Annotated in this window: 29 protein-coding genes; 20 read left to right on the forward strand and 9 right to left on the reverse strand. The window is 61.9% G+C overall.

Going from position 1 to position 22,817, the window contains the following annotated elements; translation table 11 throughout:
- Both CBW66_RS20600 and CBW66_RS20605 read left to right on the forward strand, forming a co-directional pair.
- The coding region (locus tag CBW66_RS20600; RefSeq protein ID WP_216356464.1) for a hypothetical protein at window positions 1-1,034 on the forward strand (1,034 nt) is incomplete at its 5' end.
- A 17-nt stretch (window positions 1,035-1,051) separates the two neighbouring features.
- Entirely contained in the window at window positions 1,052-1,798 is a 747-nt protein-coding gene (locus CBW66_RS20605; RefSeq protein ID WP_086139057.1) for a hypothetical protein, read from the forward strand.
- A gap of 136 nt (window positions 1,799-1,934) precedes the next feature.
- Here the strand turns inward: CBW66_RS20605 and trmL are convergent, their stop codons facing one another.
- Both trmL and CBW66_RS20615 read right to left on the reverse strand, forming a co-directional pair.
- Entirely contained in the window at window positions 1,935-2,405 is a 471-nt protein-coding gene (gene trmL / locus CBW66_RS20610) for a tRNA (uridine(34)/cytosine(34)/5-carboxymethylaminomethyluridine(34)-2'-O)-methyltransferase TrmL (RefSeq protein ID WP_070222564.1), read from the reverse strand.
- Between the two features lie 42 nt (window positions 2,406-2,447).
- Window positions 2,448-3,203, reverse strand: coding sequence for a phosphoribosyltransferase family protein (locus tag CBW66_RS20615; protein ID WP_086139058.1), 756 nt, complete (start codon window positions 3,201-3,203; stop codon window positions 2,448-2,450).
- 84 nt (window positions 3,204-3,287) lie between these two features.
- Here CBW66_RS20615 and CBW66_RS20620 point away from each other — a divergent pair, with 84 nt between their 5' ends.
- Complete coding sequence (locus CBW66_RS20620) at window positions 3,288-4,184, forward strand: methyltransferase domain-containing protein (RefSeq protein ID WP_086139059.1); 897 nt, start codon at window positions 3,288-3,290, stop codon at window positions 4,182-4,184.
- Between the two features lie 159 nt (window positions 4,185-4,343).
- Here CBW66_RS20620 and CBW66_RS28670 read toward each other — a convergent pair whose 3' ends face one another.
- On the reverse strand, window positions 4,344-4,571 hold the full coding sequence (locus tag CBW66_RS28670) for a hypothetical protein (protein WP_139841687.1): 228 nt from the start codon (window positions 4,569-4,571) through the stop codon (window positions 4,344-4,346).
- A 78-nt stretch (window positions 4,572-4,649) separates the two neighbouring features.
- Between CBW66_RS28670 and coxB the strand changes: the two genes are divergently transcribed.
- From coxB to CBW66_RS20645, 6 genes are read left to right on the forward strand one after another with little or no spacing between them, the layout of a single operon-like run.
- Window positions 4,650-5,858: a cytochrome c oxidase subunit II gene (gene coxB, locus CBW66_RS20625; RefSeq protein WP_086139060.1), complete on the forward strand. Its 1,209-nt coding sequence runs from the start codon at window positions 4,650-4,652 to the stop codon at window positions 5,856-5,858.
- Between the two features lie 13 nt (window positions 5,859-5,871).
- The gene (ctaD, locus tag CBW66_RS20630; RefSeq protein WP_034749009.1) at window positions 5,872-7,470 is read left to right on the forward strand and encodes a cytochrome c oxidase subunit I; all 1,599 of its coding nucleotides are present in this window, start codon (window positions 5,872-5,874) and stop codon (window positions 7,468-7,470) included.
- Window positions 7,471-7,521: 51 nt separating this feature from the next.
- Window positions 7,522-7,629: a cytochrome oxidase small assembly protein gene (locus CBW66_RS29270; RefSeq protein ID WP_216354567.1), complete on the forward strand. Its 108-nt coding sequence runs from the start codon at window positions 7,522-7,524 to the stop codon at window positions 7,627-7,629.
- Window positions 7,626-8,198, forward strand: a complete 573-nt coding sequence (locus tag CBW66_RS20635; RefSeq protein WP_086139128.1) for a cytochrome c oxidase assembly protein — start codon at window positions 7,626-7,628, stop codon at window positions 8,196-8,198. The genes CBW66_RS29270 and CBW66_RS20635 overlap by 4 nt, the downstream gene beginning before the upstream one ends.
- A gap of 9 nt (window positions 8,199-8,207) precedes the next feature.
- A complete protein-coding gene (locus tag CBW66_RS20640) occupies window positions 8,208-8,414 on the forward strand; it encodes a DUF2970 domain-containing protein (protein WP_086139061.1) in 207 nt (68 codons plus the stop codon).
- A 39-nt stretch (window positions 8,415-8,453) separates the two neighbouring features.
- Entirely contained in the window at window positions 8,454-9,314 is an 861-nt protein-coding gene (locus CBW66_RS20645; RefSeq protein ID WP_086139062.1) for a cytochrome c oxidase subunit 3, read from the forward strand.
- A 123-nt stretch (window positions 9,315-9,437) separates the two neighbouring features.
- Here CBW66_RS20645 and CBW66_RS20650 read toward each other — a convergent pair whose 3' ends face one another.
- Window positions 9,438-9,638 (reverse strand): twin transmembrane helix small protein, encoded by a 201-nt coding sequence (locus tag CBW66_RS20650; RefSeq protein ID WP_046683386.1) that lies wholly within the window; start codon window positions 9,636-9,638, stop codon window positions 9,438-9,440.
- 36 nt (window positions 9,639-9,674) lie between these two features.
- On the opposite strand from CBW66_RS20650, the gene CBW66_RS20655 reads away from it, so the two are divergent.
- Genes CBW66_RS20655 through CBW66_RS20680 form a run of 6 tightly spaced genes read left to right on the forward strand, consistent with a single transcriptional unit; the run spans window position 9,675 to window position 14,850 of the window.
- Window positions 9,675-10,433, forward strand: a complete 759-nt coding sequence (locus tag CBW66_RS20655; protein ID WP_086139063.1) for an SURF1 family protein — start codon at window positions 9,675-9,677, stop codon at window positions 10,431-10,433.
- A complete protein-coding gene (locus CBW66_RS20660; protein ID WP_086139064.1) occupies window positions 10,414-11,043 on the forward strand; it encodes a cytochrome C oxidase subunit I in 630 nt (209 codons plus the stop codon). The genes CBW66_RS20655 and CBW66_RS20660 overlap by 20 nt, the downstream gene beginning before the upstream one ends.
- A gap of 18 nt (window positions 11,044-11,061) precedes the next feature.
- Complete coding sequence (locus CBW66_RS20665; RefSeq protein WP_086139129.1) at window positions 11,062-12,237, forward strand: heme A synthase; 1,176 nt, start codon at window positions 11,062-11,064, stop codon at window positions 12,235-12,237.
- Window positions 12,238-13,137 carry a heme o synthase gene (gene cyoE, locus CBW66_RS20670; protein ID WP_086139065.1) on the forward strand — a complete coding sequence of 300 codons (900 nt, stop codon included), beginning with the start codon at window positions 12,238-12,240 and terminating at the stop codon, window positions 13,135-13,137.
- A complete protein-coding gene (locus CBW66_RS20675; protein WP_086139066.1) occupies window positions 13,134-13,727 on the forward strand; it encodes an SCO family protein in 594 nt (197 codons plus the stop codon). Before cyoE ends, CBW66_RS20675 begins: the two co-directional genes overlap by 4 nt.
- 43 nt (window positions 13,728-13,770) lie before the next feature.
- Window positions 13,771-14,850 (forward strand): AI-2E family transporter, encoded by a 1,080-nt coding sequence (locus tag CBW66_RS20680; RefSeq protein ID WP_086139067.1) that lies wholly within the window; start codon window positions 13,771-13,773, stop codon window positions 14,848-14,850.
- Here the strand turns inward: CBW66_RS20680 and CBW66_RS20685 are convergent.
- The 3 genes from CBW66_RS20685 to nhaR all read right to left on the reverse strand — a co-directional run bounded on the left by CBW66_RS20685 (window position 14,847) and on the right by nhaR (window position 18,680).
- The gene (locus CBW66_RS20685; RefSeq protein ID WP_086139130.1) at window positions 14,847-16,187 is read right to left on the reverse strand and encodes a hemolysin family protein; all 1,341 of its coding nucleotides are present in this window, start codon (window positions 16,185-16,187) and stop codon (window positions 14,847-14,849) included. The genes CBW66_RS20680 and CBW66_RS20685 overlap by 4 nt on opposite strands.
- A gap of 119 nt (window positions 16,188-16,306) precedes the next feature.
- Complete coding sequence (locus tag CBW66_RS20690; RefSeq protein WP_086139068.1) at window positions 16,307-17,641, reverse strand: MFS transporter; 1,335 nt, start codon at window positions 17,639-17,641, stop codon at window positions 16,307-16,309.
- Window positions 17,642-17,765: 124 nt separating this feature from the next.
- Window positions 17,766-18,680 (reverse strand): transcriptional activator NhaR, encoded by a 915-nt coding sequence (gene nhaR, locus CBW66_RS20695; RefSeq protein ID WP_086153665.1) that lies wholly within the window; start codon window positions 18,678-18,680, stop codon window positions 17,766-17,768.
- A 117-nt stretch (window positions 18,681-18,797) separates the two neighbouring features.
- On the opposite strand from nhaR, the gene CBW66_RS20700 reads away from it, so the two are divergent.
- From CBW66_RS20700 to CBW66_RS20720, 5 genes are all read left to right on the forward strand, one after another.
- Window positions 18,798-19,871 carry a DUF475 domain-containing protein gene (locus CBW66_RS20700; RefSeq protein ID WP_086139070.1) on the forward strand — a complete coding sequence of 358 codons (1,074 nt, stop codon included), beginning with the start codon at window positions 18,798-18,800 and terminating at the stop codon, window positions 19,869-19,871.
- A gap of 130 nt (window positions 19,872-20,001) precedes the next feature.
- Window positions 20,002-20,577 (forward strand): TerD family protein, encoded by a 576-nt coding sequence (locus CBW66_RS20705; protein WP_086139071.1) that lies wholly within the window; start codon window positions 20,002-20,004, stop codon window positions 20,575-20,577.
- Between the two features lie 73 nt (window positions 20,578-20,650).
- Entirely contained in the window at window positions 20,651-21,346 is a 696-nt protein-coding gene (locus tag CBW66_RS20710; RefSeq protein WP_086139072.1) for a TIGR00266 family protein, read from the forward strand.
- 39 nt (window positions 21,347-21,385) lie between these two features.
- Window positions 21,386-21,967 carry a TerD family protein gene (locus CBW66_RS20715; RefSeq protein WP_086139073.1) on the forward strand — a complete coding sequence of 194 codons (582 nt, stop codon included), beginning with the start codon at window positions 21,386-21,388 and terminating at the stop codon, window positions 21,965-21,967.
- An 80-nt stretch (window positions 21,968-22,047) separates the two neighbouring features.
- Complete coding sequence (locus CBW66_RS20720) at window positions 22,048-22,266, forward strand: YqaE/Pmp3 family membrane protein (RefSeq protein ID WP_086139074.1); 219 nt, start codon at window positions 22,048-22,050, stop codon at window positions 22,264-22,266.
- A 93-nt stretch (window positions 22,267-22,359) separates the two neighbouring features.
- Here CBW66_RS20720 and CBW66_RS29275 read toward each other — a convergent pair whose 3' ends face one another.
- Window positions 22,360-22,617: a hypothetical protein gene (locus CBW66_RS29275; protein WP_205701153.1), complete on the reverse strand. Its 258-nt coding sequence runs from the start codon at window positions 22,615-22,617 to the stop codon at window positions 22,360-22,362.
- A gap of 1 nt (window position 22,618) precedes the next feature.
- Window positions 22,619-22,789, reverse strand: a complete 171-nt coding sequence (locus CBW66_RS29280) for a hypothetical protein (protein ID WP_205701154.1) — start codon at window positions 22,787-22,789, stop codon at window positions 22,619-22,621.
- Between the last annotated feature and the right edge of the window lie 28 nt (window positions 22,790-22,817).

A 22,817-nucleotide genomic window follows, 5' to 3' on the forward strand; every position in this document is an offset into this window, starting at 1 on the left:
CGAAAGCGCCGCCGGTGTCCGCACCGGCTGCCGCGCCGCCGCCCGCGCCACCGAAGCCGGCCCAGCCGAAAGCCGTGCCGAAGCCCGTGCCTCCGCCGGCGCCAGCTCCGGCGGCACCGGTGCCGCCAGCGCCACGCAAATGGCTGCGCTGGCTGGGCGGCATCGCCGTGCTGGCAGCTGTCATCGTCTACATGAATGGCAAGCCGGGCGGCAAGAATGAATCGGCCTGCAATGACGCCATCGACAGCGGTTTGAAACTGGTGGCGAATGGCAGCCTGGACGGCGCCCGCCAGAAGCTGGCGACGGCGAAAAATGTGTGCACGGGCAAGTCCAGCGCCAAGGCGGACGATTTGCAGGCGGCGATCGGCAAGGCCGGGGCCGCCTCGGGCAGTTGCCAGCGCGGCGTGCGCGCCATCGAGCGCAATATTGATGGCCATCAATTACAAAGCGCGGCCAGGGGCATTGCCGGACTCGATGTTGATTGCGCGGGCGCTGCCAGCGTGGATTCCTTGCGTAAGCAGCTGGCGCGCCAGCAGGCGGCAGCCGCCTCCGTGCTGGTCGGGGTGCGCCAGGCGCTCGATGGCAAGGATGCGACGGCGGCCCGCAATGGCATCGCCAGGCTGGAAGCGATTGACCGCGAAGCGGTGGAATTGCCGCAGCTGAAGGCCGATGTGCAGGCGCTGTCGGCGGCCGCTGTGCCTGCTCCCGCGACCGTTTCTGCCCCGGCGCCGGTAGCCATGCCGGCACAGCAGGAACCGGCGCCCGCGCGCGCGGTCGAACGTCCAGCGGTGGCCGAACGCCGTCCGCTGGAAACGTCGCCCGGCGATAGCGGCGCGGCCATGCGCAACGAGATGGCGCAATCGTTCCTGCGCGATGCCGAGCGTTCTTTGCTGGAAGGTAAGTTCGATGCGGCCAAGACGTATCTGGAAAGCGCGCGCCGCGTCGATCCCGGCAATGCGCGCATCGACAATCTGTCGCGCCGCATCCGCGAGCGCGAACGGCAAGTGCTGCAGACGGAAACAACGATCAATTAGTCATCTGGGGAGTCACCATGCTGAATCACACCACCTTGCGCGCCGCCGCCGCGCTGACCATCGCGGCCATGCTGACCGGCTGCGCCACGGCGACTATGAGCCCGAACGGCGTGCGCCAGGACAGTTCCTATCCGCAAGGCGGCGCCCAGGCGGCCACGGATGAGGATCCGTGCAGCGTGGGCACGTCGGCCGCGGCCGGCGCGGCCGTGGGCGCGCTGCTGGGGGCGCTGGCGGGCGGCAAGAATGGCGCGCTGAAGGGCGCGGCCATCGGCGGCGGCCTGGCGGCGGCCGGTTGCCTGGCCATCAATGTCAATTCGCGCCAGACCAAGACGGCGGCGCAGGCGGACCGCGACTACATCCGCACGCGTGGCGCCTTGCCGCGCGAGCCGCAAGTGGTGTCGTACACGCCACAGCTGAGCGCGTCGACCGTCAAGCGCGGCCAGCCGTTCAAGGTGAATTCCGTAGTGGAGCTGGTCAACGGCAGCGCGCAAAGCGTCAGCGACGTGCGCGAAGAGCTGGTGGTGCTCGACCCGCAAGGCCAGCCATTCAAGTCCGGCTCGAAGGCGCTGGCCAGCAACAACAAATCGGGCGGGCGCTTCGAGAACTCGTTCGAGCTGACCTTGCCGGCCGGCGTGTCGCAAGGCGTGTACGGCGTCAAGACGAATTTATATGTCAACGGCAAGCTGGCCGCCACGCGCGACTTGCGCACGCAGCTGGTGATGCTGGACGAGAATAGCGGCGCGGCGCGGCTGGCGCTGCGTTAAATTGCGGGAGTATCAACGTCTCATCCAGTCGTAGCGAGCGGCGATGATTTGTGGCCGAGAAGCGCAGCGCTACTTTAGTAGCGTGAGCATCGCCGGCCGCAAAGCGCGCCGCGCAGTAGACTGGGTGAGGCATCAGCTACGCGCCGCCGGCGTAGCCATGCTGGCGCCAGGCTTCATACACGACCACGGCCACCGTATTCGACAGGTTCAGGCTGCGGTTGTCGGGGCGCATCGGCAGGCGGATGCGTTGCTCTGCCGGGAAACCGTCGCGCAGGGCCGGATCCAGGCCTTTCGTTTCCGAGCCGAACACGAACACGTCGCCCGGCAGGAAGGCCACGTCGCCGAACGGGCGCGAGCCGCGCGTCGTCATGGCGAACATGCGGGCCGGGTCGGGCTGGGTGTCGGCCAGGAAGGCTGCCCAATTCTTGTGCACCTTCATCTTCGCGTAATCGTGGTAATCGAGGCCGGCGCGCTTCATCTTGGCATCATCGAGGGGAAAGCCCAGCGGTTCGACCAGATGCAGCTGCGCGCCCGTGTTCGCGCACAGGCGGATGACGTTGCCCGTATTGGGCGGGATTTCAGGTTCTACCAAAACAACGTGAAACAAAATGCTCTCCTTGGGTCTATCTGTATCTAATATGTGGCTAATCTAGTGCGGCGGCGTGCGCGCCACGACCAATATGCTGACCCTGGCCGCCCCCGCGCCCTTGCAGGCGGCCGCCAGGGCGTTGACGGTATGGCCGCTGCTCATCACGTCGTCGACGATGCCGACATGGCATCCTGGCAATAACGGCGCGTAGTCAGGCGCGATGGCGAAGGCGTGCGCCAGGTTGGCTTGCCGTTCCTGCGTCGCCACGCCGCTTTGCGCCCGCGTTTCGCGCACCCGCAGCGCCAGCCGGGACTGTAAAGGTATGTCCAGCAGGCGCGCCAGCGGGCGAGCAACTTCCAGCGCCTGGTTGTAGCCCCGCTCGGCCAGCCGGGCCGGGCCCAGCGGCACAGGGCACAGCAGTTGCGGCCTCTCCCATTCGTTTTGTTGCTGAATGGCAACATGCAGCAGTTCGGCCAACAGGGGCGCCAGCGCCAGTCGCGCGCCGAATTTCAGCTGCAGCAGCAACTGGTCGACGGGCGCCGCATAGTCAAACGCCGTGATCGTGGCGTCATATGCGGGCCGCTGGCGCAAACAGCGCCCGCACAGCTGCGCCACGTCGTTGCCATCGAGCGGATTGGCGCATTGGCGGCAGCGGCGCCGTGCCTGTCCCAGGTATTGGGCGCGGCAAGGCGGGCACAGCACTTGCGGGCAGCCGATGCCGCACAGCGCGCACTGCGCCGGCAGCAAGGTGGCGCCCAGCCACAGTCGCAGCGCCTGCCAGGCGGCCTCAAGGCGGGGCGGGGTGCCGGTCCGCATCGCGATGGCGTCGTTCCATGTACACTGCCGACATTATCTCACCTCACCGGTTTCAACATGCCAGTTCCCGCCAATCCACCCAAAATGAGTGCGCCCATCGATGCGGTGCAAGTACGCGATTTCTTTTCCCGTCCCGCGCGCGTCGCGCCGTCGGACTTCCTGCGCCGCGAAGTGTCGGCACGCATGCACGAGCGCCTGGAGCTGGTGAAAATCACGCCGCATCGCGTGCTTGACGCCGGCTGCGGTCCGGGCGCGGACCTGGCGCAGTTGCAAAAGGATTATCCCGCCGCGCAGATTATCGGTCTCGATGCAGCGCAAGCGATGATGCAGGCGGCGCGCGCACCCGCGTCGAAACTGGCCAGCCTGAACCAGTTCCTCAGCAAGTTGCTGCCGGCCAAGGCGGGCGTGGATTTATTGTGCGGCGACCTGGGCGACCTGCCGCTGGCAGGCAACAGCATCGACCTCGTGTGGTCGAATCTGGCGCTGCACTGGCATGCCCAGCCCGACCGCGTGTTTGCCGAATGGCGGCGCGCACTGCGCCTCGATGGCTTGCTGATGTTTTCCTGCTTCGGCCCCGACACCTTCCGCGAAGTGCGCGACGCGTTTGCCGAGGCCGATTTATACCCGCACGCCTTGCCCTTTGTCGACATGCACGACTTTGGCGACATGCTCGTCGAGACGGGCTTTTCCACGCCCGTGCTGGACATGGAAATCATCACCGTCACCTACGATACGGCGGAAAAACTGCTGGCCGACGTGCGCGCCTTTGGCGGCAACCCGCTCACCACGCGCCGGCGCGGCCTGATGGGCAAGGCGGCGTGGCAGCGCATGCTGGCCGCGCTGGAAAAGATGCGCCGTCCCGATGGCAAGCTGGGCCTGAGTTTCGAGGTCATCTATGGCCACGCCTTCCGTCCCGCGCCGCGCGTGACGCGCAATGGCGAGGCCATCATCCGTTTTGACTTGCCCAGAAAACCTAAATAAAAGGCCAAAGAAACCGACACTCGGTCGCCATTCGCGCGTTGCCATCGCGGCAAGCGTTGCAAAGCGCGCGGCGGCCATGAGAAGGGCGCGCACAAAGCCGATTATTGCTTGATGGATTCAAGTTTACTTGATTATAATCGTTGATTGTTTGTCAGCTTGTTAAGTAGAAAAAACAAGGGCCGCGGACAAAATAAAAAAAACAAAGCGAGACTTATTCGAAGTTACTGCATTAGTATAGTAACCATCTTCCACACGAGGCCATTTCGATGTGGGGAAGAAAAACAGGATTCCAGCATGGTTGCGCGCCGCCGTTTTTGCTGCGACAGCCAGCATGGAATTCGCTGGTGCTTGACGCGCATGGCCGTTTTCCGGCCGTGTTGCTTTCATGGAGGAGCGGCAGCGGTCCAGTACGGAGAAATCCGCAGCCGTTTAAAATATCATTATTTTTGGGTGGTTGGGGAAAACATGACACATGCAAAGCGACTTCAATCGTTGCTGCTCGGGCTGTCTTTGACAGCGTTTGGCATCGGGCGATGGGCCACGGCGGCACCGGCTGCCAGCACCTATCCCGGCACCGGCGGTCCCGTGCCGCTCGAAATGAATCTGCAACCGCCGGCGACCCAGATCGCCCATGAAATCTACGACTTGCACACCCTGATGATGATCATCTGCCTGGTGATCTTCGTGGCCGTGTTCGGCGTCATGTTCTATTCCATCTTCAAGCACCGCAAGTCCCTGGGCCACAAGCCGGCCACCTTCCACGAAAGCACCACCGTCGAGATCGCCTGGACCGTCGTGCCTTTCCTGATCGTCATCGGCATGGCCCTGCCTGCCACGCGCACCGTGGTCGGCATGAAGGACACCTCGAACGCCGACATCACCATCAAGGCCACCGGCATGCAGTGGAAATGGGGCTACGACTACCTGAAAGGCGAGGGCGAAGGCATTTCCTTCCTCTCCAACCTCGCTACGCCGCGCTCGCAAGTGGGTGCGCCGGGCGCGCCGCCGACGGAAAAACGCGGCGAAAACTACCTGATCGAAGTCGACAACGAAGTCGTCGTGCCGGTCAACAAGAAGATCCGCGTGGTGCTGACGGCCAATGACGTCATCCACGCCTGGTCCGTGCCCGCCTTTGGCGTCAAGCAGGATGCGATTCCCGGCTTCGTGCGCGACACCTGGTTCAAGGCCGACCATATCGGCACCTTCCGCGGCAATTGCGCCGAGCTGTGCGGCAAGGAACACGCGTTCATGCCCATCGTCGTCAAGGTCGTCTCCGCCGACGACTACAAGGCTTGGGTTGATGTAAAACAAAAGGAAATGGCCGCATTGGCTGATGATCCAAGCAAGGTGTGGACCATCGACGAATTGAAGGTCAAGGGCGAGAAAGTGTATACGGCCAACTGCGTGGTCTGCCACCAGGCGACCGGCAAGGGCGTACCGGGGGCATTTGCGCCGCTGGACGGCTCGGCCGTGGTGAACGGTCCGAAAGCCGATCAGATCCACGTCTTGCTGAACGGGCAAAAGAGCGGCAAGTATCCCGCCGAAATGCCAGCATGGAAACAGCTGTCCGACACGGAAATTGCCGCAGTGATCACTTACACGCGCAATTCCTGGTCGAACAAGGCCGCAGAGAACATCGTTCAACCAGCCGAAGTCGTGGCTGCACGCAAGTAATTAGGAGCCGCAGATGAGTACTAGCACGAGCACCTTGGACCACGCCGGTCACGATCACGACCATGCCCACGACCACCCGACCGGCTACCGCCGCTGGCTGTTTGCCACCAACCACAAGGATATCGGTACCCTCTACCTGTGGTTCTCGTTCATCATGCTGCTGTCGGGCGGCGTGCTGGCCCTGATGATACGCACGGAACTGTTTCATCCAGGCCTGCAATTCTTTCACCCTGAATTCTTCAACCAGCTGACCACCATGCACGGCCTGGTGATGGTGTTTGGCGCCATCATGCCGGCCTTCGTCGGCTATGCCAACTGGATGATTCCGCTGCAAGTGGGCGCGTCCGACATGGCGTTTGCCCGCATGAACAATTTCTCGTTCTGGCTGCTGCCGCCGGCCGCGCTGCTGCTGGCCACGTCCTTCCTCGTGCCGGGCGGCGCCACGGCCGCCGGCTGGACCCTGTATGCGCCGCTGTCGACGCAGATGGGCCCTGGCATGGACATGGCGATTTTCGCCATGCACCTGATGGGCGCCTCGTCCATCATGGGCTCGATCAACATCATCGTCACCATCCTGAACATGCGCGCCCCCGGCATGACCCTGATGAAAATGCCGATGTTTTGCTGGACCTGGCTCATTACCGCGTATCTCTTGATCGCCGTCATGCCCGTGCTGGCCGGCGCCATCACCATGACCCTGACGGACCGCCATTTCGGCACCTCCTTCTTTAACGCGGCAGGCGGCGGCGACCCCGTCATGTACCAGCACATCTTCTGGTTCTTCGGCCATCCCGAGGTCTACATCATGATTCTGCCGGCCTTCGGCATCGTTTCGCAGATCCTGCCCGCGTTTGCCCGCAAGCCATTGTTCGGCTACGCCTCGATGGTCTACGCCACCGCTTCCATCGCGATTCTGTCCTTCATCGTCTGGGCGCACCACATGTTTACCACCGGCATGCCGGTGACGAGCCAGCTGTTCTTCATGTACGCGACCATGCTGATCGCCGTGCCGACGGGCGTGAAAGTGTTCAACTGGATCGCCACCATGTGGAAGGGCTCGATGACGTTCGAAACGCCGATGCTGTTCTCGGTGGGCTTCATCTTCGTGTTTACCATGGGCGGCTTCACGGGCCTGATCCTGGCCGTCACGCCGATCGACATCCAGCTGCAGGATACCTATTACGTGGTGGCGCACTTCCACTACGTGCTGGTGGCCGGTTCGCTGTTTGCCCTGTTCGCCGGCTTCTACTACTGGTCGCCGAAATGGACGGGCCACATGTACAACGAGACGCGCGGCAAGATCCACTTCTGGCTGTCCCTGATCACGTTCAACGTGACCTTCTTCCCGATGCACTTCCTGGGCCTGGCCGGCATGCCGCGCCGCTACGCCGACTATCCGGCGCAGTTCACGGACTTCAACATGATCGCCTCGATCGGCGGCTTCGGTTTTGGCCTGATGCAGGTGTATTTCCTGTTCTTCGTGGTCTTGCCGACGATTCGCGGCGGCAAGGCTGCGCCGGCGAAACCATGGGAAGGCGCGGAAGGCCTGGAATGGACCGTGCCGAGCCCGGCGCCGTTCCACACGTTTGAAACGCCGCCGACAGTGAAATAAGGTATCCCGGGCCGGCGTGTTGCGCGGCCCGTCCTGAATAAAGTGCCTGTCATGACCGAACGTAAAAAACCGAACAACCTGCGTACCGGGCTGATCTTGGCCGCCCTGGCGGCCTTCTTCTTCCTGTCCGTGTTCGCCAAGCGGCTGTGGCTGACGTGACGACGCCCGCGCAACAGGAAACACGCGGCCTGAACCGCAAGATGCTGGGCAAGCTGCTCGTCATTGCCGTGCTGATGTTCGGCTTTGGCTATGCCCTGATTCCCGTCTATAAGCAGATTTGCGAAGTGATGGGCATCAACGTGCTGACGCAAAAAGATGGCACGGTGGCCTACGACAACAACACGCAAGTCGATACGACGCGCAGCATCACCGTCGAGTTCGACGGCAATGCGCAGGGCCCATGGCGCTTCCGCCCGACCGTGTCGAGCATGCAGGTGCATCCGGGCGAGCTGGTGACCGTCATGTATGAGGTCGTCAACACGCAAAACCGCGTCGTCAATGCGCAAGCCATCCCCAGTTACGCGCCGCAGAGCGCCACGCCGCATTTCAAGAAGGTCGAGTGCTTCTGCTTCAAGCAGCAGACCTTGAAGGCCAACGAAGCGCGGCAGATGCCGGTGGTGTTCTTCCTCGATCCGGCCCTGCCGAAAGAGGTGAAGACCATTACCCTGTCGTACACGTTTTTCGAGATTGCCGGTCTGAGCCAGGCTCAGACGCCGGCCGTCCAATAGGAGAGTGCCATGGGCGAACCCGCCAAACCGGAAAAAGCATCGTTTCTGTATTCGCTGCGGGCCGTCGTCTGGTCGTTCACGGGACTGCGCCGCAAGAGCGATTTCGACACGGATTCGGCCAAGCTCAATCCCGTGCACATCGTCATCGCCGGTTTCCTGGTGGTGGCTTGCCTGATCGGCATCCTGATTTCAATTGTTAAATTCGTCGTTTTATAAATTATAAAAACCACCCTACAAGTTTTTGAGGAGATGATGATGAGTTCCAACCACGCCGCCGTACCCTATTATTTCGTGCCCGGCCCGTCGCGCTGGCCCATGCTGGGCGGCGCCAGCCTGTTGCTGACCATGATCGGCGCCTCGGCCTGGGTCAACGACGTCTCCTGGGGCCCGTACGTGAATTACCTGGGCATCGCCGGCATCCTGCTGGTGCTGTATTTCTGGTTCGGCGACGCCATCAGCGAATCGGAACAGGGCCTGTACAGCGAGCGCATCGACCACTCCTTCCGCTGGAGCATGAGCTGGTTCATCTTTTCGGAAGTCATGTTCTTCGCCGCCTTCTTCGGCGCCCTGTTCTATGCGCGCAGCATTTCGATGCCGTGGCTGGCCGACCTCGACCACAAGGTGATCTGGCCTGATTTCGCCGCCCACTGGGGCAACACGGGCCCGGCCGGCACGGTGCAGGAATTTACCACCATGACGCCGTTCTGGATTCCGACCATCAATACGGCCCTGCTGCTGACGTCGGGCGTCACCTTGACGATTTCCCACCACGCGCTGCGCGCCGGCCATCGCGCCATGACGGCCCTGTTTCTGTTCGCCACCATCGTGCTGGGCGCCATCTTCATGGGCTTCCAGGTCTACGAATACATCCACGCCTACAGCGAACTGAACTTGAAATTGACGTCCGGCATCTACGGCGCCACCTTCTTCATGCTGACGGGCTTCCACGGCTTCCACGTGACCCTGGGCGCCATCATGCTGTCCGTCATCCTGTACCGCGTGCTGAGAGGCCACTTCACGCCCGAGCACCACTTCGGCTTCGAAGGCGCCGCCTGGTACTGGCACTTCGTCGACGTCGTCTGGCTGGGCCTGTACGTGGTCGTGTATTGGTTATAATGGCGGGGCAGGGCGCGCGCAGTTAGCGCTTGCGCCTGCACCATAAAAAAAGCCGTACCGGGACATCCTGGGTACGGCTTTTTTCTTAGTGTGAAGAATTTGCCAATCAGGCAATGCCGGACGTTAATGTATGCCCGTCGGCTGGATGTAGCCGAGATGGTGCGCCAGCAGGATCAGCAGGAACAGGGTGATCGACAAGCCCACGCGCAGGGCCAGCGCCTGCACGGTGCGGTTGCTCTTGCCCTTGTCGCGCATGAGGAAGAACAGGGCCGAACCCAGGCTGCCCAGGATCAGGATGAAGGCGATGGCAACGAGGATTTTCATGGATGGTAGCGCCAGGCTTGAGGAGGTTTCATTGTAATGCGTATCCGCTTCCATTTTAGATGGATTCCATTTGTTGTAATGCTGCTACTGGTGGCATTGGGCGTGTCGCTGGCGCAATGGCAGCAGCGCCGTGCCGATGACAAAGTCGCGCGCGCCGCCCGGCTCGAGGCGGGCAACCAGGCCGCGCCGCTGGCCTTGACGTCCGCGCCCCTGCTGCCGGCCGATGCGCAAGCGATCGAATACCGCCGCCTTACCGTCACGGGCCATTTCGTGCCCGCCTGGACGGTCTACCTGGACAACCGCCCCTACAAGGGCCAGGCCGGCTTCCACGTGCTCACGCCCTTTCAAATAGACGGTTCCTCCATGCATGTGCTGGTGGCGCAGGGCTGGTTGCCGCGCAACAATGCCGAGCGCACGCGCATCCCCGATTACGCCACACCGGCCGGCACCGTCACGATTACCGGTATCGCGCGTCTGAACGCGGGCCATGTGATGGAACTGGGCACGGCGCCGGCCCTGGCGCCGCACGCCATCGTGCAAAATACCGATATCGGCCAGCTGGCACAGGCCAGCGGCCTGGCCTTGCAACCCTTCATACTCGAACAGACAGGCGCCGAAGGTGACCGGACTGCAGCGGCGCCAGCGTCCGGCCAGCTTCCCGTGCGCGACTGGCCGGCACCCGACCTGGGCGCCGACAAGCACCGCGGCTATGCTTTCCAGTGGTACGCACTGGCACTGATGGCCTTTTTATTTTTTGTCTTTACAGGATTTCGACGTGCAAACAAACAACCCTGAAGCAACGCAAGACAGCACCAATAAACAGGCACAGAATACGGGACGGTGGAAACTGCTGGCCGTCGTGGCCGTGTGCGCCTTTCCCATCATCGCTTCGTATTTCACGTATTACATCATCAAGCCCACAGGCCGCAACAACTATGGCGCCCTGATCGACCCCCGCTTGCACCCGATACCGGAAGCGCAGCTGCAGGTGACGGAACTGGACGGCAAGCCAGCGCCGCTGGCCCAGTTCAAGGGCAAGTGGGTGCTGCTGCAGACGGGACCGTCCGATTGCCAGCAAACGTGCAAGAAGCAGCTGTTTGACATGCAACAACTGCGCCTCATGCAGGGCAAGGAACGCGAACGCCTGGAACGGGTCTGGCTGGTGACGGATGCCCAGCCGCTCGACACCCTCGTGATGCGCGAATTCGACGGCACCAGCATGCTGCGCGTCAATAATGACGCCTTGAAAGCCTGGCTGCCCGTGGAGCCGGGTGGCAAGACCAGCGACCATTTGTATGTGATCGATCCGCTGGGCAATCTGATGATGCGCTTCCCGAAAGACGCGGACCCGAACAAGATCAAGAAAGATATCGCCAAGCTGCTCAAAGCTTCGGCGATCGGTTGAGGAGTCTGCATGCCGACGATGCATCTCTCCGCGCTGGCCCAGCTGGGTTTGACGGGCTTGCTGGTGGCGCTGCTGCCGCTGACCATGGTCTGGGTGTCCGCGGACGCCAATAAATACCGCAAGCTCGTGTGGATCGCCGTCTTCCTGACGGTCGACCTGATCATGTTTGGCGGTTTTACGCGCCTGTCCGATTCCGGCCTCGGCTGTCCCGACTGGCCAGGCTGTTATGGTTCCGCGAATCCTTTCCTCGCGCACGAGCACATCGTGGCGGCGGAAACCCTGATGCCGACGGGCCCCGTCACGGTGATCAAGGCGTGGATTGAAATGACGCACCGCTACCTGGCCATGGCCATCGGCGTGCTGATCGTGGCGATGATGGTGCAGGCGTGGCGCCAGTGGCGCAAGAGCAAACGCGAGGAATTCGCGCCGGCCCTGCCGACGGCGCTGTTTTTGTTCGTCTGCCTGCAGGGCGCGTTCGGCGCCTGGACGGTGACCCTGAAACTGCAGCCGGTGATCGTCACCATCCACTTGTTGCTGGGCATGGGCTTGCTGGCCATGCTGACCTGGCTGGGCGGGCGCCAGGATCATGCCGTCAAACCCTTGCTGCGCGCCGATGCGGATGCGTCCGTGCTGCGCCCCGTGCGCGCGCTGGCCGTCATGTCGCTGGTGCTGCTGACCATGCAGATCGCGCTGGGCGGCTGGGTGAGCACCAACTACGCGACCCTGGCTTGCACGGATTTCCCCCTGTGCGGCGGCAAGGTGATTCCCGAAATGGATTTCGAGCATGGTTTCCATCTGTGGCGCGAGCTGGGCAAGACGGCCGCCGGCCATTACCTGCCGTTTTCCGCGCTGACGGCCATCCACTGGGTGCACCGCAACTTCGCCTTTGTCGTGCTGGCCGGTGTCGGCTACACGGTGTTGCGGGCATGGCAGCTGCCTTCCTTGCGCGGCACGGCGCGCTGGGTGGCGCTGGTGCTGGGCCTGCAGGCATGCACCGGCCTGGCGACGATTTACCTGAACTGGCCATTGTCGATTGCCGTCCTGCATAACGGCGGGGCGGCGCTGCTCGTGTTGTTGCTGACCATGTTAAACTACAAGGCTAAATTCCAACTCGATGTTGCGCGCAATGTTCAGCGCGCTTGCGCCTCCGCGCCAGTGCCCCCGGCACCAGCCAGTCCTTCCCGTACCGCATAAATGACTACTCAGACCATCAGCCGTAAACCCTCCCCCCGCATCGCCCAGTACTGGGCGCTGACCAAGCCCCGCGTGACGCAGCTGGCCGTATTTTGCGCTGTCATCGGCATGTTCCTGGCCAGCGAGGAGTTGCCCGACTGGCGCGCGGTGGTGTTCGGCACCATCGGCATCTGGCTGCTGGCGGGCGCCGCGTTTGCCGTCAATTGCCTGGCCGAGCGCGAGATCGATGCGCGCATGGCCCGCACGGCGCGCCGCCCCATGGCCATGGGCGACATCACGGTAAAACAGACGGTGGTGTTCGCGCTCGTGATCGGCGGCCTGGGCATGGCGATTTTGTACCACCTCGTCAATCCGCTGACCATGTGGCTGACCTTTGTCACGTTTGTCGGCTATGCGCTGATCTACACCATGGTACTGAAACCGGCCACGCCGCAAAACATCGTCATCGGCGGCCTGTCCGGCGCCATGCCGCCCGCGCTGGGCTGGGCCGCCGTCGCCAACGACGTGCCGATGCAGGCCTGGCTGCTGGTCCTGATCATTTTCGTCTGGACGCCGCCGCACTTCTGGGCCCTGGCCATGTACCGGCGCGACGATTACGCGCGCTCGGGCCTGCCCATGCTGCCCGTCACGCACGGCATGCAATTCACGCAATTCCACGTCTGGCTGTACTCGATCGCGCTGGCCGCCACCACCTTGCTGCCGTACGCCGTGCGCATGAGCGGCCTGATCTACCTGGTCTCGGCCGTGCTGCTCAACGCCGGCTTCCTGTATTACGCGTGGAAGATGTACCGCCACTACACGGACTTGATCGCGCGCAAAGCGTTTACGTTTTCCATCATCTACCTGGCATTGCTGTTCGCGGCCTTGCTGGTCGACCACTACATTCCCCTCGGCACATGAAAAAATACCTGACCTTGTTGTTGGCGGCCGCCCTGGTCGCCGTCCTCGCCGGCTGCGGCAAGCCTGCCGCACCGAAGCTGGCATTCAAGAACACGGACGTGACGGGCCTCGGCTACGCGCGCGAATTCGCGCTGACGGACCACACGGGCCAGCCGCGCACTCTGGCCGACTACAAGGGCAAGCTGGTGCTGATGTTCTTCGGCTACACGCAATGCCCGGACGTGTGCCCCACGACCATGGCCGACATGGCGCAGGTGATGCAGGAAATGGGACCGCAGGCGGAGCAGGTGCAGGTGCTGTTCGTTACCGTCGACCCCGAGCGCGACACGCAGCAATTGCTGGCCCAGTACGTGCCTGCCTTCGACAAGCGTTTCGTGGGACTGTATGGCGATGCGGCCGCGACGGCCAGGGTGGCCAAGGAATTCAAGGTGTATTACGCCAAGGTCGAGGGGGAGACGGACAGCAGCTACACGGTCGACCATACGGCCGGCACCTATGTGTTCGACCGCGAAGGCAAGATCCGCCTGTTCGTGCGTCACGGCGAAAAGCCAGCCGTCATCGCGCACGATCTTAAACTTCTGCTATCCTGACCCGGTCGCGCCCCCCGGGCGCCATCTTCAGGATTTGCAGTACATGGACAAACGTTTCGAGCCGCACGCCCGCCTGGCAGCCATCATCTTCTTGTTGATCGGCTGCTTTTTCGTCTTGCGGCCCTTCCTGGCCGCCATGCTGTTCGCCGCCTGCGTGGGCATTTCCAGCTGGCCTTTGTACCTGCTGCTGCTCGAGCGCCTGAAAGGCCGGCGCAACTGGGCGGCCGCCATCATGACCGTGTCATTGCTCCTGATCATCGTGCTGCCGCTGGCCCTCGTCACCTACAACCTGGCCGACAATGTATCGCGCATCTATGAACAGTTGCGCGCCGCGCTGGAAGCGGGCGGCCTGCATCCGCCCGCCTGGCTGGCCAGCATACCCGTGGTGGGCGACACCATCGACGGCTATGTGCGCCGGCTGCTGGACGACCGCGAGGAATTATTGAATTTGGGTAAGACCATGCTGGAGCCGGCGCGCCATTTCCTCGCTTCCGGCGGCATCCTGCTGGGCACGGGCCTGGCGCAGACCAGCCTGGCCGTGTTCGTCAGCTTCTTCCTCTACCGCGACGGCCAGCAGCTGAGCCGCGCCTTGATGACGGGCGCCGGCCGCATCATCGGCGACAGCGCGCCGGGCGTGGGGCTGACCATCAGCCGCACCGTGCGCGGCGTCATGTACGGCTTGCTGGGCACGGCGCTGGCGCAGGCGCTGGTGGCCGTGGTGGGCTTCCTGATCGCCGGCGTGCCGGCCGTCGCGCTGCTGGGCGTGGCCACTTTCATCTTTTCGCTGATCCCCGTCGGCCCGCCCCTGATCTGGGGCGGTGCCGCCATCTGGCTGTTTTCAGACGGCCAGACGGGCTGGGGCATTTTCATGCTGGTGTGGGGGGCGCTGCTGATCAGCGGCGTGGATAACGTGGTCAAACCCATGCTGATCAGCCGCGGCAGCAGCCTGCCGTTCCTGCTGGTGCTGCTCGGTGTGCTGGGCGGCGTGCTGGCCTTCGGCTTTGTCGGCATCTTTATCGGCCCGACCTTGCTGGCCGTGCTGTACAGCCTGCTGCAGACGTGGACGGTGGGCGAAACCACTGTGCCGCAGGGCAAAGATACGCTTACCTTGAAAAAAGACTAATCCCTTAAGTCCGCGTCGAGATCGCGTTCCTGCTTCGGGATCACCTTGATCAGCACGATGCGGGGCCCGTTCATCTTCTTGACGACGATGTCGAAGTCGACGAAGGTGATGCGCTGGCCCTGCTTCGGAATATCCCCCAGCTTGACCATGATCAAGCCGCCCACCGATTCCACGTCGTCCAGCCCCAGTTCCTCGTTTTCGATATCGATGCCGAGGATGCGTTCGAGCGAGAAGATGGGCAGGCTGGCCTTGCCGATCAGGGTGCCGTCGCTTTGCTTGAGCCAGTCGTTTTCATTGCGGCGGAATTCGTCGCGGATTTCGCCGACCATGGCGCCGAGCAAGTTGTCCAAGGTGATGAACCCCAGCGGACGCTTGCCCTTTTCGCCGATCAGGGCGAAGTGCGGCGCGCCGTCGCGGAAACGGCGGAACAGTTCCAGGGCCGGCGTGCGCGCGGAAATGATGTCGACGGGACGCAGGAAGGGCGTGAGCGAGGTGATCGGTTTGCCCGCCTGCTGGGCAAAGAACAGATCTTTGAGGTGTACCACGCCCAGCACGTCGTCTTCATTCGTGTCGAAATACGGGTAGCGGCTGAAGCGGTTGCGCAGCACCGTGTCGAGGTTTTCTTCCAGCGTGCTCGACGCATGCAGGGCGATCACTTCATTGATCGGGCGCATCAGGTCCGATACCGTCATCTGTTCGAAATCGAGCGACTGCGCCAGGATGTTGCGCTCGTCGCGCGTAAATTTTTCGCCCGGCTGGCTGGTGCGCAGGATCAGTTTCAATTCCTCGGACGAGTAATGGGCATCGTGGCCGCCCTTGCCGGACAGGCCCGCCAGGCGCAGCACCCAGTTGGCGCTGGCGTTGAGCAGGTAGATGGCCGGGTACATGGTCCAGTAAAAGCCGTACAGGGGAATCGCGCTCCACAGGCCGACGGCTTCCGGGTTGCGGATGGCCATCGATTTGGGCGCCAGTTCGCCCACGACGATATGCAGGAAGGAAATCACGCTGAAGGCGACGACGAAGGACACGCCATGGATCAACTCTTGCGAGGTGATGCCGATGGCGCCGAACAGCGGCTCGAGCAAGCCGGCAAACGCCGGTTCGCCGACCCAGCCCAGGCCCAGCGACGCCAGCGTGATGCCCAGCTGGCAGGCGGACAGGTAGGCGTCCAGCTGGCCATGCACCTTGGCCAGGATGCGGCCCCGCAGTCCCTGTGTCTTGGCGATGGCGCGGATGCGCGTGCGCCGCAAGGTGACAATGCCAAACTCGGCGGCAACAAAAAAACCGTTCAGCGCGACCAGGAAGAGGGCGAGCAGGACTAGCAAGACATTGTGCATGGGGGCGCGGAAGATGGGCTGTAAAAACGACATCTTAAACGACGAAGGCCGGCATAGCCTAATTTAGCCGCGCGGCCCGCCCGTGCAGGCGGGCGGGCGCGGCGGGTTTTTCACGCTTTTCAGCCTTTGGCCGCCGTTTGCGGCCCGCCGCGCATGGCAAAGACCATAACGGCCGAGACGATGGCGGGGATGGCGACGACGAGGAAGATCGTGCTGTTGGGCCAGTTCAGACGGATCAGCTCGCCACCGAGCACGGGACCGATGATGGAGCCGATGCGGCCCACGCCCAGGCTCCAGCCGATGCCCGTCGAGCGCAGGGTGGTCGGGTAGTAGCTGGCCGCCAGGGCATTGACGGCCGGCTGGCCGCCCACCACGCAAAAGCCGGCGATGAAAATCGTGATGAACAGGAAGGCCAGCGAGACGTCCGGGCGGCCGATCAGGGCGATGGCGACTGCGGCGACCAAAAAGCATGGCAGCAGGATGCGGCGGAAGCTGGAGCGGTCGATCAGCTGGCCCATGACGAGGGTGCCGATGGTGCCGCCCACTTGCAGGGCCGTGCCCGCCAGCACGGCGTTGGCCGTCGACAGGCCCGCTTCCTTGGCAATCGTCGGCAGCCAGTTGGACAGGAAATACAAGTTCAGCAAGTTCATGAAATTGATGACCCACAACAAAATCGTCATCTTCGCGCGGCCGCCCGTAAACAATTGCAGCACGGGCGCGCCCTTGTGTTCCTTTTCATGCACGACGTATTGCGTGTCGGCCGTGATGTGGACAGTAGGATCGATGCGTTTGAGCCATTTGGCGACTTTATCCAGCTTGCGTTTTTTCAGCACCAGGAATTGCATCGATTCCGGCAGCAGGAAGAACATCAATATGCCGATGAGCAGCGGCACCACGCCGCCCACGTAAAACACGGATTGCCAGCCGAAGGCCGGAATCAGCGCGGCCGACAATAAACCGCCCAGCACGGCGCCCAAAGTAAAACCGCACGAGACCAGCATCATCAGGGTGACTTTCCGGCGCAGGGGGCTGTATTCGCCGGCCAGCGCCATGGCATTCGGCATCACGGCGCCCAGGCCCAGCCCCGTGATGAAACGGATCAGCTGCAATTGCTCGATGGTCGTGGCCAAGGGCGTGACCAGCATGCACAGGGAAAAGAAGATGGTCGAGCCGATCAGCACGGGGCGGCGGCCGAACTTGTCGGCCGTGATGCTGAAGACGAGCGAGCCGACCAGCATGCCCAGCAAACCCGCGCCAAACACGGGTCCCAGGTTGGCCTTGCTGACATGCCAATCGGCAATGATGGCCGGTGCCACATAGCCCATCGCCTGCACGTCGAAGCCATCCATGATGACGCACAGCCCGCACAGGATCAGCATGCCGATCTGGAAGGAGCCGATCCGGTTGTTATTGATGAGATCGGGAATATCGATCGTCTTGCCTGCCGTGGACATGGTGCCGCTCCTGTTTTTTTATGGTGGTCGCGCCCTTCCGGCGAGGGATGGGCGCGTGTTTGTCTCAGGCTTTATTACAATCGCTTTTGATTGATTATTCAAACGTTATTTTCGAATGGATTTATCAGGTTTCCTTGTGAATCTTTGGGCTGCCCTGGATGGCCGCCAGGATCACATCGAGCGCAGGGTGCATGATCTTGCGTTCGTTCGAGATCACATAAAACTGTTCGCGCAGGGACGAGGCGTCGCCGACCAGCACGGCGCCGAATTGCTCCTCGATGTCGGCCGCCAGGCTGGCCGGGGCGAAGAACAGGCCCAGGCCCTTGCGGCCGAAGGCGTTGAGCATGGCGTTGTCCTCGAATTCGCCGACCACGTCGGGCCGCACGCCTTGCTGCACCATCCATTCATCGATGCGCCCGCGCAAGGCGTTGTTGCGCGCCGGTAGCAGGAAGGGCGCGCCGTGCAGGCTGTGCGGGAAATTGCCGCGGTATTGTGCGGCCAGCGCGGGGATGCCGAACAGTTTCATGGCGCTCTCTCCCCACAGGTGGCTGGACACGCGCAGGCTGGCGCCGGCCGGCACGGCGCGGTCCGTCAACACCAGATCCAGCTTGTGCAGGGCCAGGTCGGCCAGCAAGGATTCGAATTCGTCTTCCAGGCACACGAGCTTGACGGGCTGGTCCAGGCTGCGCGTGGCGTCGAGCATGCGGTAGGCCATCAATTTCGGCAGGGAATCGGAAATGCCCACCGTCAAACGCATCTTTTCCGCGTCCGCATCGGCCAGCGCATCCTGCATCTGCTCGCCCAAGAGAAAAATCTGGTCCGCATAGCCGAGCGCCAGCCGGCCCGCTTCCGTCGGCACCAGGCGGCGTCCCTGCGGCTGCAGCAGGGAGCGACCCAGTTCCTTTTCCAGCAGGGCGAGCTGGGTGCTGATGKTTTGCACCGCCAGTCCCAGCCGTTCGGCCGCGCGCGTCACGCCGCCTTCCTTGGCGACCACCCAAAAGAAGTACAAATGGCGGTAATTGAAGCCCGTGGTTTTCATTGCTGCATCCTCTATCTTCTGTTTTTGCGAAGTAATACTTCCATTATCTTCTATTTTTAAACGAGTCACATGTCCCTATACTACGTTCCATTGAATTTGGATATAGAGGAACTATCGATGAAACATTTCAGAGTGTCATTTCTAGTGACATTCATCTGCCTGGGCATTTCCGCCTGGTGGGGTTACACGCACGGTGGCGTGCAGACGATGCTGGCGGCGCTCGGTATCGCGGTGATCCTGGGCGTGATGGAAGTCTCGCTGTCGTTCGACAACGCGGTGGTCAACGCCTCGGTGCTGAAGAACTGGGACAAATTCTGGCAGAACCTGTTCCTGGGCGTGGGCATCATCATCGCCGTCTTCGGCATGCGGTTGCTGTTCCCGCTGGTCATCGTGGCGCAAGCGGCGGACCTGGGATTGATGGAAGTATGGAATCTGGCACTGAGCAATCCGGAACAGTATTCGATGCACCTGACGAATCACCACGCGGAAGTGGCGGCGTTCGGCGGCATTTTCCTGCTGCTGGTTTTCCTGAACTTCCTGCTGGACTCGGAGAAAGAAACGCACTGGCTGGGCCGTATTGAAGAAAAGCTGGGTGCGCTGGGCAAGATTTCGTCGATTTCCGTGATGATCGCGCTCGGTACCCTGATGGTCAGTCTGTCGATGATCGAAGAAGGCCAGAAGCTGGTGGTCTTGACGGCCGGCCTGTGGGGCATTCTGACCTACGTGGGCGTCGATGTGATCAGCGGCTTGCTGGAAGGCGATAACGGCGACGGCAACATGGGCGACATCATCAAGCGCGGCGGTATTGGCGGCTTCCTGTACCTGGAAGTGCTCGACGCCTCGTTCAGCTTTGACGGCGTGATCGGCGCGTTCGCCATCACCAAGGATGTCGTGATCATCATGCTGGGCCTGGCAATCGGCGCGATGTTCGTGCGTTCGATGACGGTGTTCCTGGTACGCAAGGGCACGCTCGACGAGTTCGTTTATCTGGAGCATGGCGCGCACTATGCGATCGGTATCCTGGCCGTGATCATGTTGGTCAGCATGAAGTTCCACATTCCCGAGATCTTCACGGGTCTGATCGGCGTGGCCTTCATTCTCGCCTCGCTGTGGTCGTCGATCCGCTACAAGCGCAGGATGGCCCTGGAAGAAGGCCGGACGGAAGCGCTGGAAGCGGCCAAGGCAGTGTAAAGAATGCGCGGCAAACGACTACACCCGTTTGTCGGCAAGTTGCAGCAAGCGTCGCCGCCGGCCTGGGGAGTCAGGCCGGTGGAGGACGCCAGGTGTTTGGACATATACAACCCAATAGGAGAAATACATCATGGCAATCAGTCTGCAAAAAGGCGGCAACGTCAACCTGAGCAAGGAAGCCCCCGGCATTTCGAAGATGATCATCGGCCTGGGCTGGGATGCCCGCGCCACCGACGGCGCCGCGTTCGACATCGACGGTTCCGTGTTCCTGCTGAAGGCCGACGGCAAGGTTCGCGCCGACGTCGACATGATTTTTTACAACAACCTGAAGTCGAGCGACGGCTCCGTCACCCACTCGGGCGACAACCGCACCGGCGCCGGCGATGGCGACGATGAAACCGTCGTCGTCGACCTGGCCACGGTGCCGGCCGAGATCGACAAGATCGCCGTCTGCGTCACGATTCACGATGCCGAAGCGCGCAAGCAAAACTTTGGTATGGTATCGAAGGCCTACGTGCGTTGCATCAACGCCAACGGCAACACGGAAATCGCCCGCTTCGACCTGTCGGAAGATGGTTCGGCGGAAACGGCCATGGTCTTCGGCGAAATCTACCGCAATGGCGGCGACTGGAAATTCAAGGCCATCGGCCAGGGTTACAAAGGAGGTTTAGGTCCTTTGGCTGCCTCGTTCGGCGTCGGCGTATAAGTCGTCAATAGCAAGGGCGGTCCGCAGCGCGGGCCGCCGCCATCACCATCATTGTTGAGGAAGGAATAGTCAGATGCCAGTTTTTAATATTACCGGGGACGTCGACCCGTTCCTGCATGTGTCGCTGGCCAAGGGCGAGAAGATTTATTGCGAATCCGATGCGATGGTGATGATGGAGACCAATCTTGAGCTGAAAGGCAAGATGACGGGCGGCATAGGCGCCGCGCTGATGCGCACCTTTGCCAACGGCGAATCGTTCTTTCAGCAGCATATCGAGGCCATGCGGGGCGACGGTGACTGTCTTCTGTCGCCCACCTTGCCCGGCGCGATGCGGGTGCTCGAGGTTGGCGCCCAGCAATACATGATCAGCGACGGCGCCTTCGTGGCGGCCAGTGCTGGCGTGGAATTGAAGGTGCGCACGCAAAGCCTTGGCAATGCGCTGTTTGCCCAGAGCGGTGGCTTTTTCATCACCGAGACGGCAGGCAGCGGCCAGTTGGCGGTCTCCGGTTTTGGCGCGATGTCGGAACTGGAAGTGACGCCTGGCAAGGACGTGGTGATCGATAACTCGCACGTCGTATGCTGGGACAACCGCCTGCAGTACGAAATTTCCATCACGACCGGCAGCAGCGGCGGCTTTCTGGGTAATTTGATCAATAGCCAGACCAGCGGCGAGGGCATGGTGCTGAAGTTTTCAGGCACGGGAAAAATCCTCGTGTGCTCGCGCAACCGCGCAGCCTTCCTCGCCTGGACGCAAAGCAAGCCGGCGTAACACGTAGTTAATGCAAGCAACCAAACAGGAGCAATGCGTATGTCTGTCAATTTGAGCAAGGGCCAGAAGATTTCTCTGGACAAAGAAGCTGGTACCACCCTGACCCGTATCACCATGGGCCTGGGCTGGGATGCGGCCAAGACCAAGGGTTTCCTCGGTTTTGGTTCGAAGACGGAAGCCGTCGACCTGGACGCGTCGTGCGTGATGTTCGACGAGAACAAGGGCACGTCCGACATCGTCTGGTTCCGCCAGCTGAAAAGCCGGGACGGCAGCATCGTTCACACGGGCGACAACCGCACGGGCGCGGGCGATGGCGACGACGAACAGATCAATGTCGATCTGTCGACCGTGCCGGCGCACGTGAAAAGCCTGGTCTTCACCGTCAACAGCTTTACCGGCCAGAACTTCTCGCAGGTGGAAAACGCCTATTGCCGCATCTTGAATGCCAGCAATAACCAGGAAGTCGCGCGTTTCAACCTGTCTGTGCAAGGTTCCCACACGGCACAGATCATGGCCAAGCTGTACCGCCATAACGGCGAATGGAAGATGCACGCCATCGGAGAAAACGGCAACGGTCGCACCTTTGACGACCTCATGCCGCAGATTGCCGTGCATCTATAAGGAGCAGTACGCAGCGGGCGGGGGACGGACCGGATACCGGCCCTTGTCCGCTGCTCTATATTGAAGGAGAGTATGTCGTGATGCGATTGCTGATAGCCTTGCTACTTCCGTGTCTCACGTTTTTCATGCTGGGGCGCCCGCTGGCCGGTGCCGCCGCCTTGATCATGCAGTGCACTGTGATCGGCTGGGCGCCGGCGGCCCTGTGGGCCCTGTACACGGTGAACCAGCATAAAACGGAGCAGGAACTGGAAGGTGCGTTAAGCCGCAGCTACATGCGCAGGCGTAGTCGCTTGATTTAAGGTCGAATGATCTAAATCAACCGGGCGCCAGGAATCCTTGCGCTAAAGCCCGTACGAGCGATCGTGCGGGCTTTTTTGTGCGCGTGCGAGGCGCTACTCATCGCTTTCGGCGGGGCATATTGCCGCTTGTGCGGCCTCTTGCGAGGACGTTTCCGCTGCCGCCAGCAGGGTGTCGACGGTGCTGGCGTCAACGCGCTTCATGTCTTTCGACCACGATACGAGTAAGGCGAAAGACAGCAACAGGCTGATCACGCCGATGACTAGCGTAAGACCGATGCCCCATTGCGACCACTTTCGTTGTACCAGGTTGAAGTGTTCAACACTTTGCCATTTTCCATTTTTCCAGGCCATCTCACCACGTGCGGTTGCCGATCGCCCATATCCAGTTCAGCAGGAAGGCACCCCAGCTCCAGCCAGCCACACCGGCAGGCAGTGCCTCGGCGGCGTCACTGCGCGCGCCACAGTTGGCGCAAAAGTGCGTCTTGCCTTCCGCTTGCTGCGTCCCGCATGCCGTGCAAAACATGGGCTATCCTTCACGATGAATGGTGACC

Source organism: Janthinobacterium sp. GW456P, assembly GCF_002127655.1.
Classification (GTDB): Bacteria; Pseudomonadota; Gammaproteobacteria; order Burkholderiales; family Burkholderiaceae_D; genus Janthinobacterium.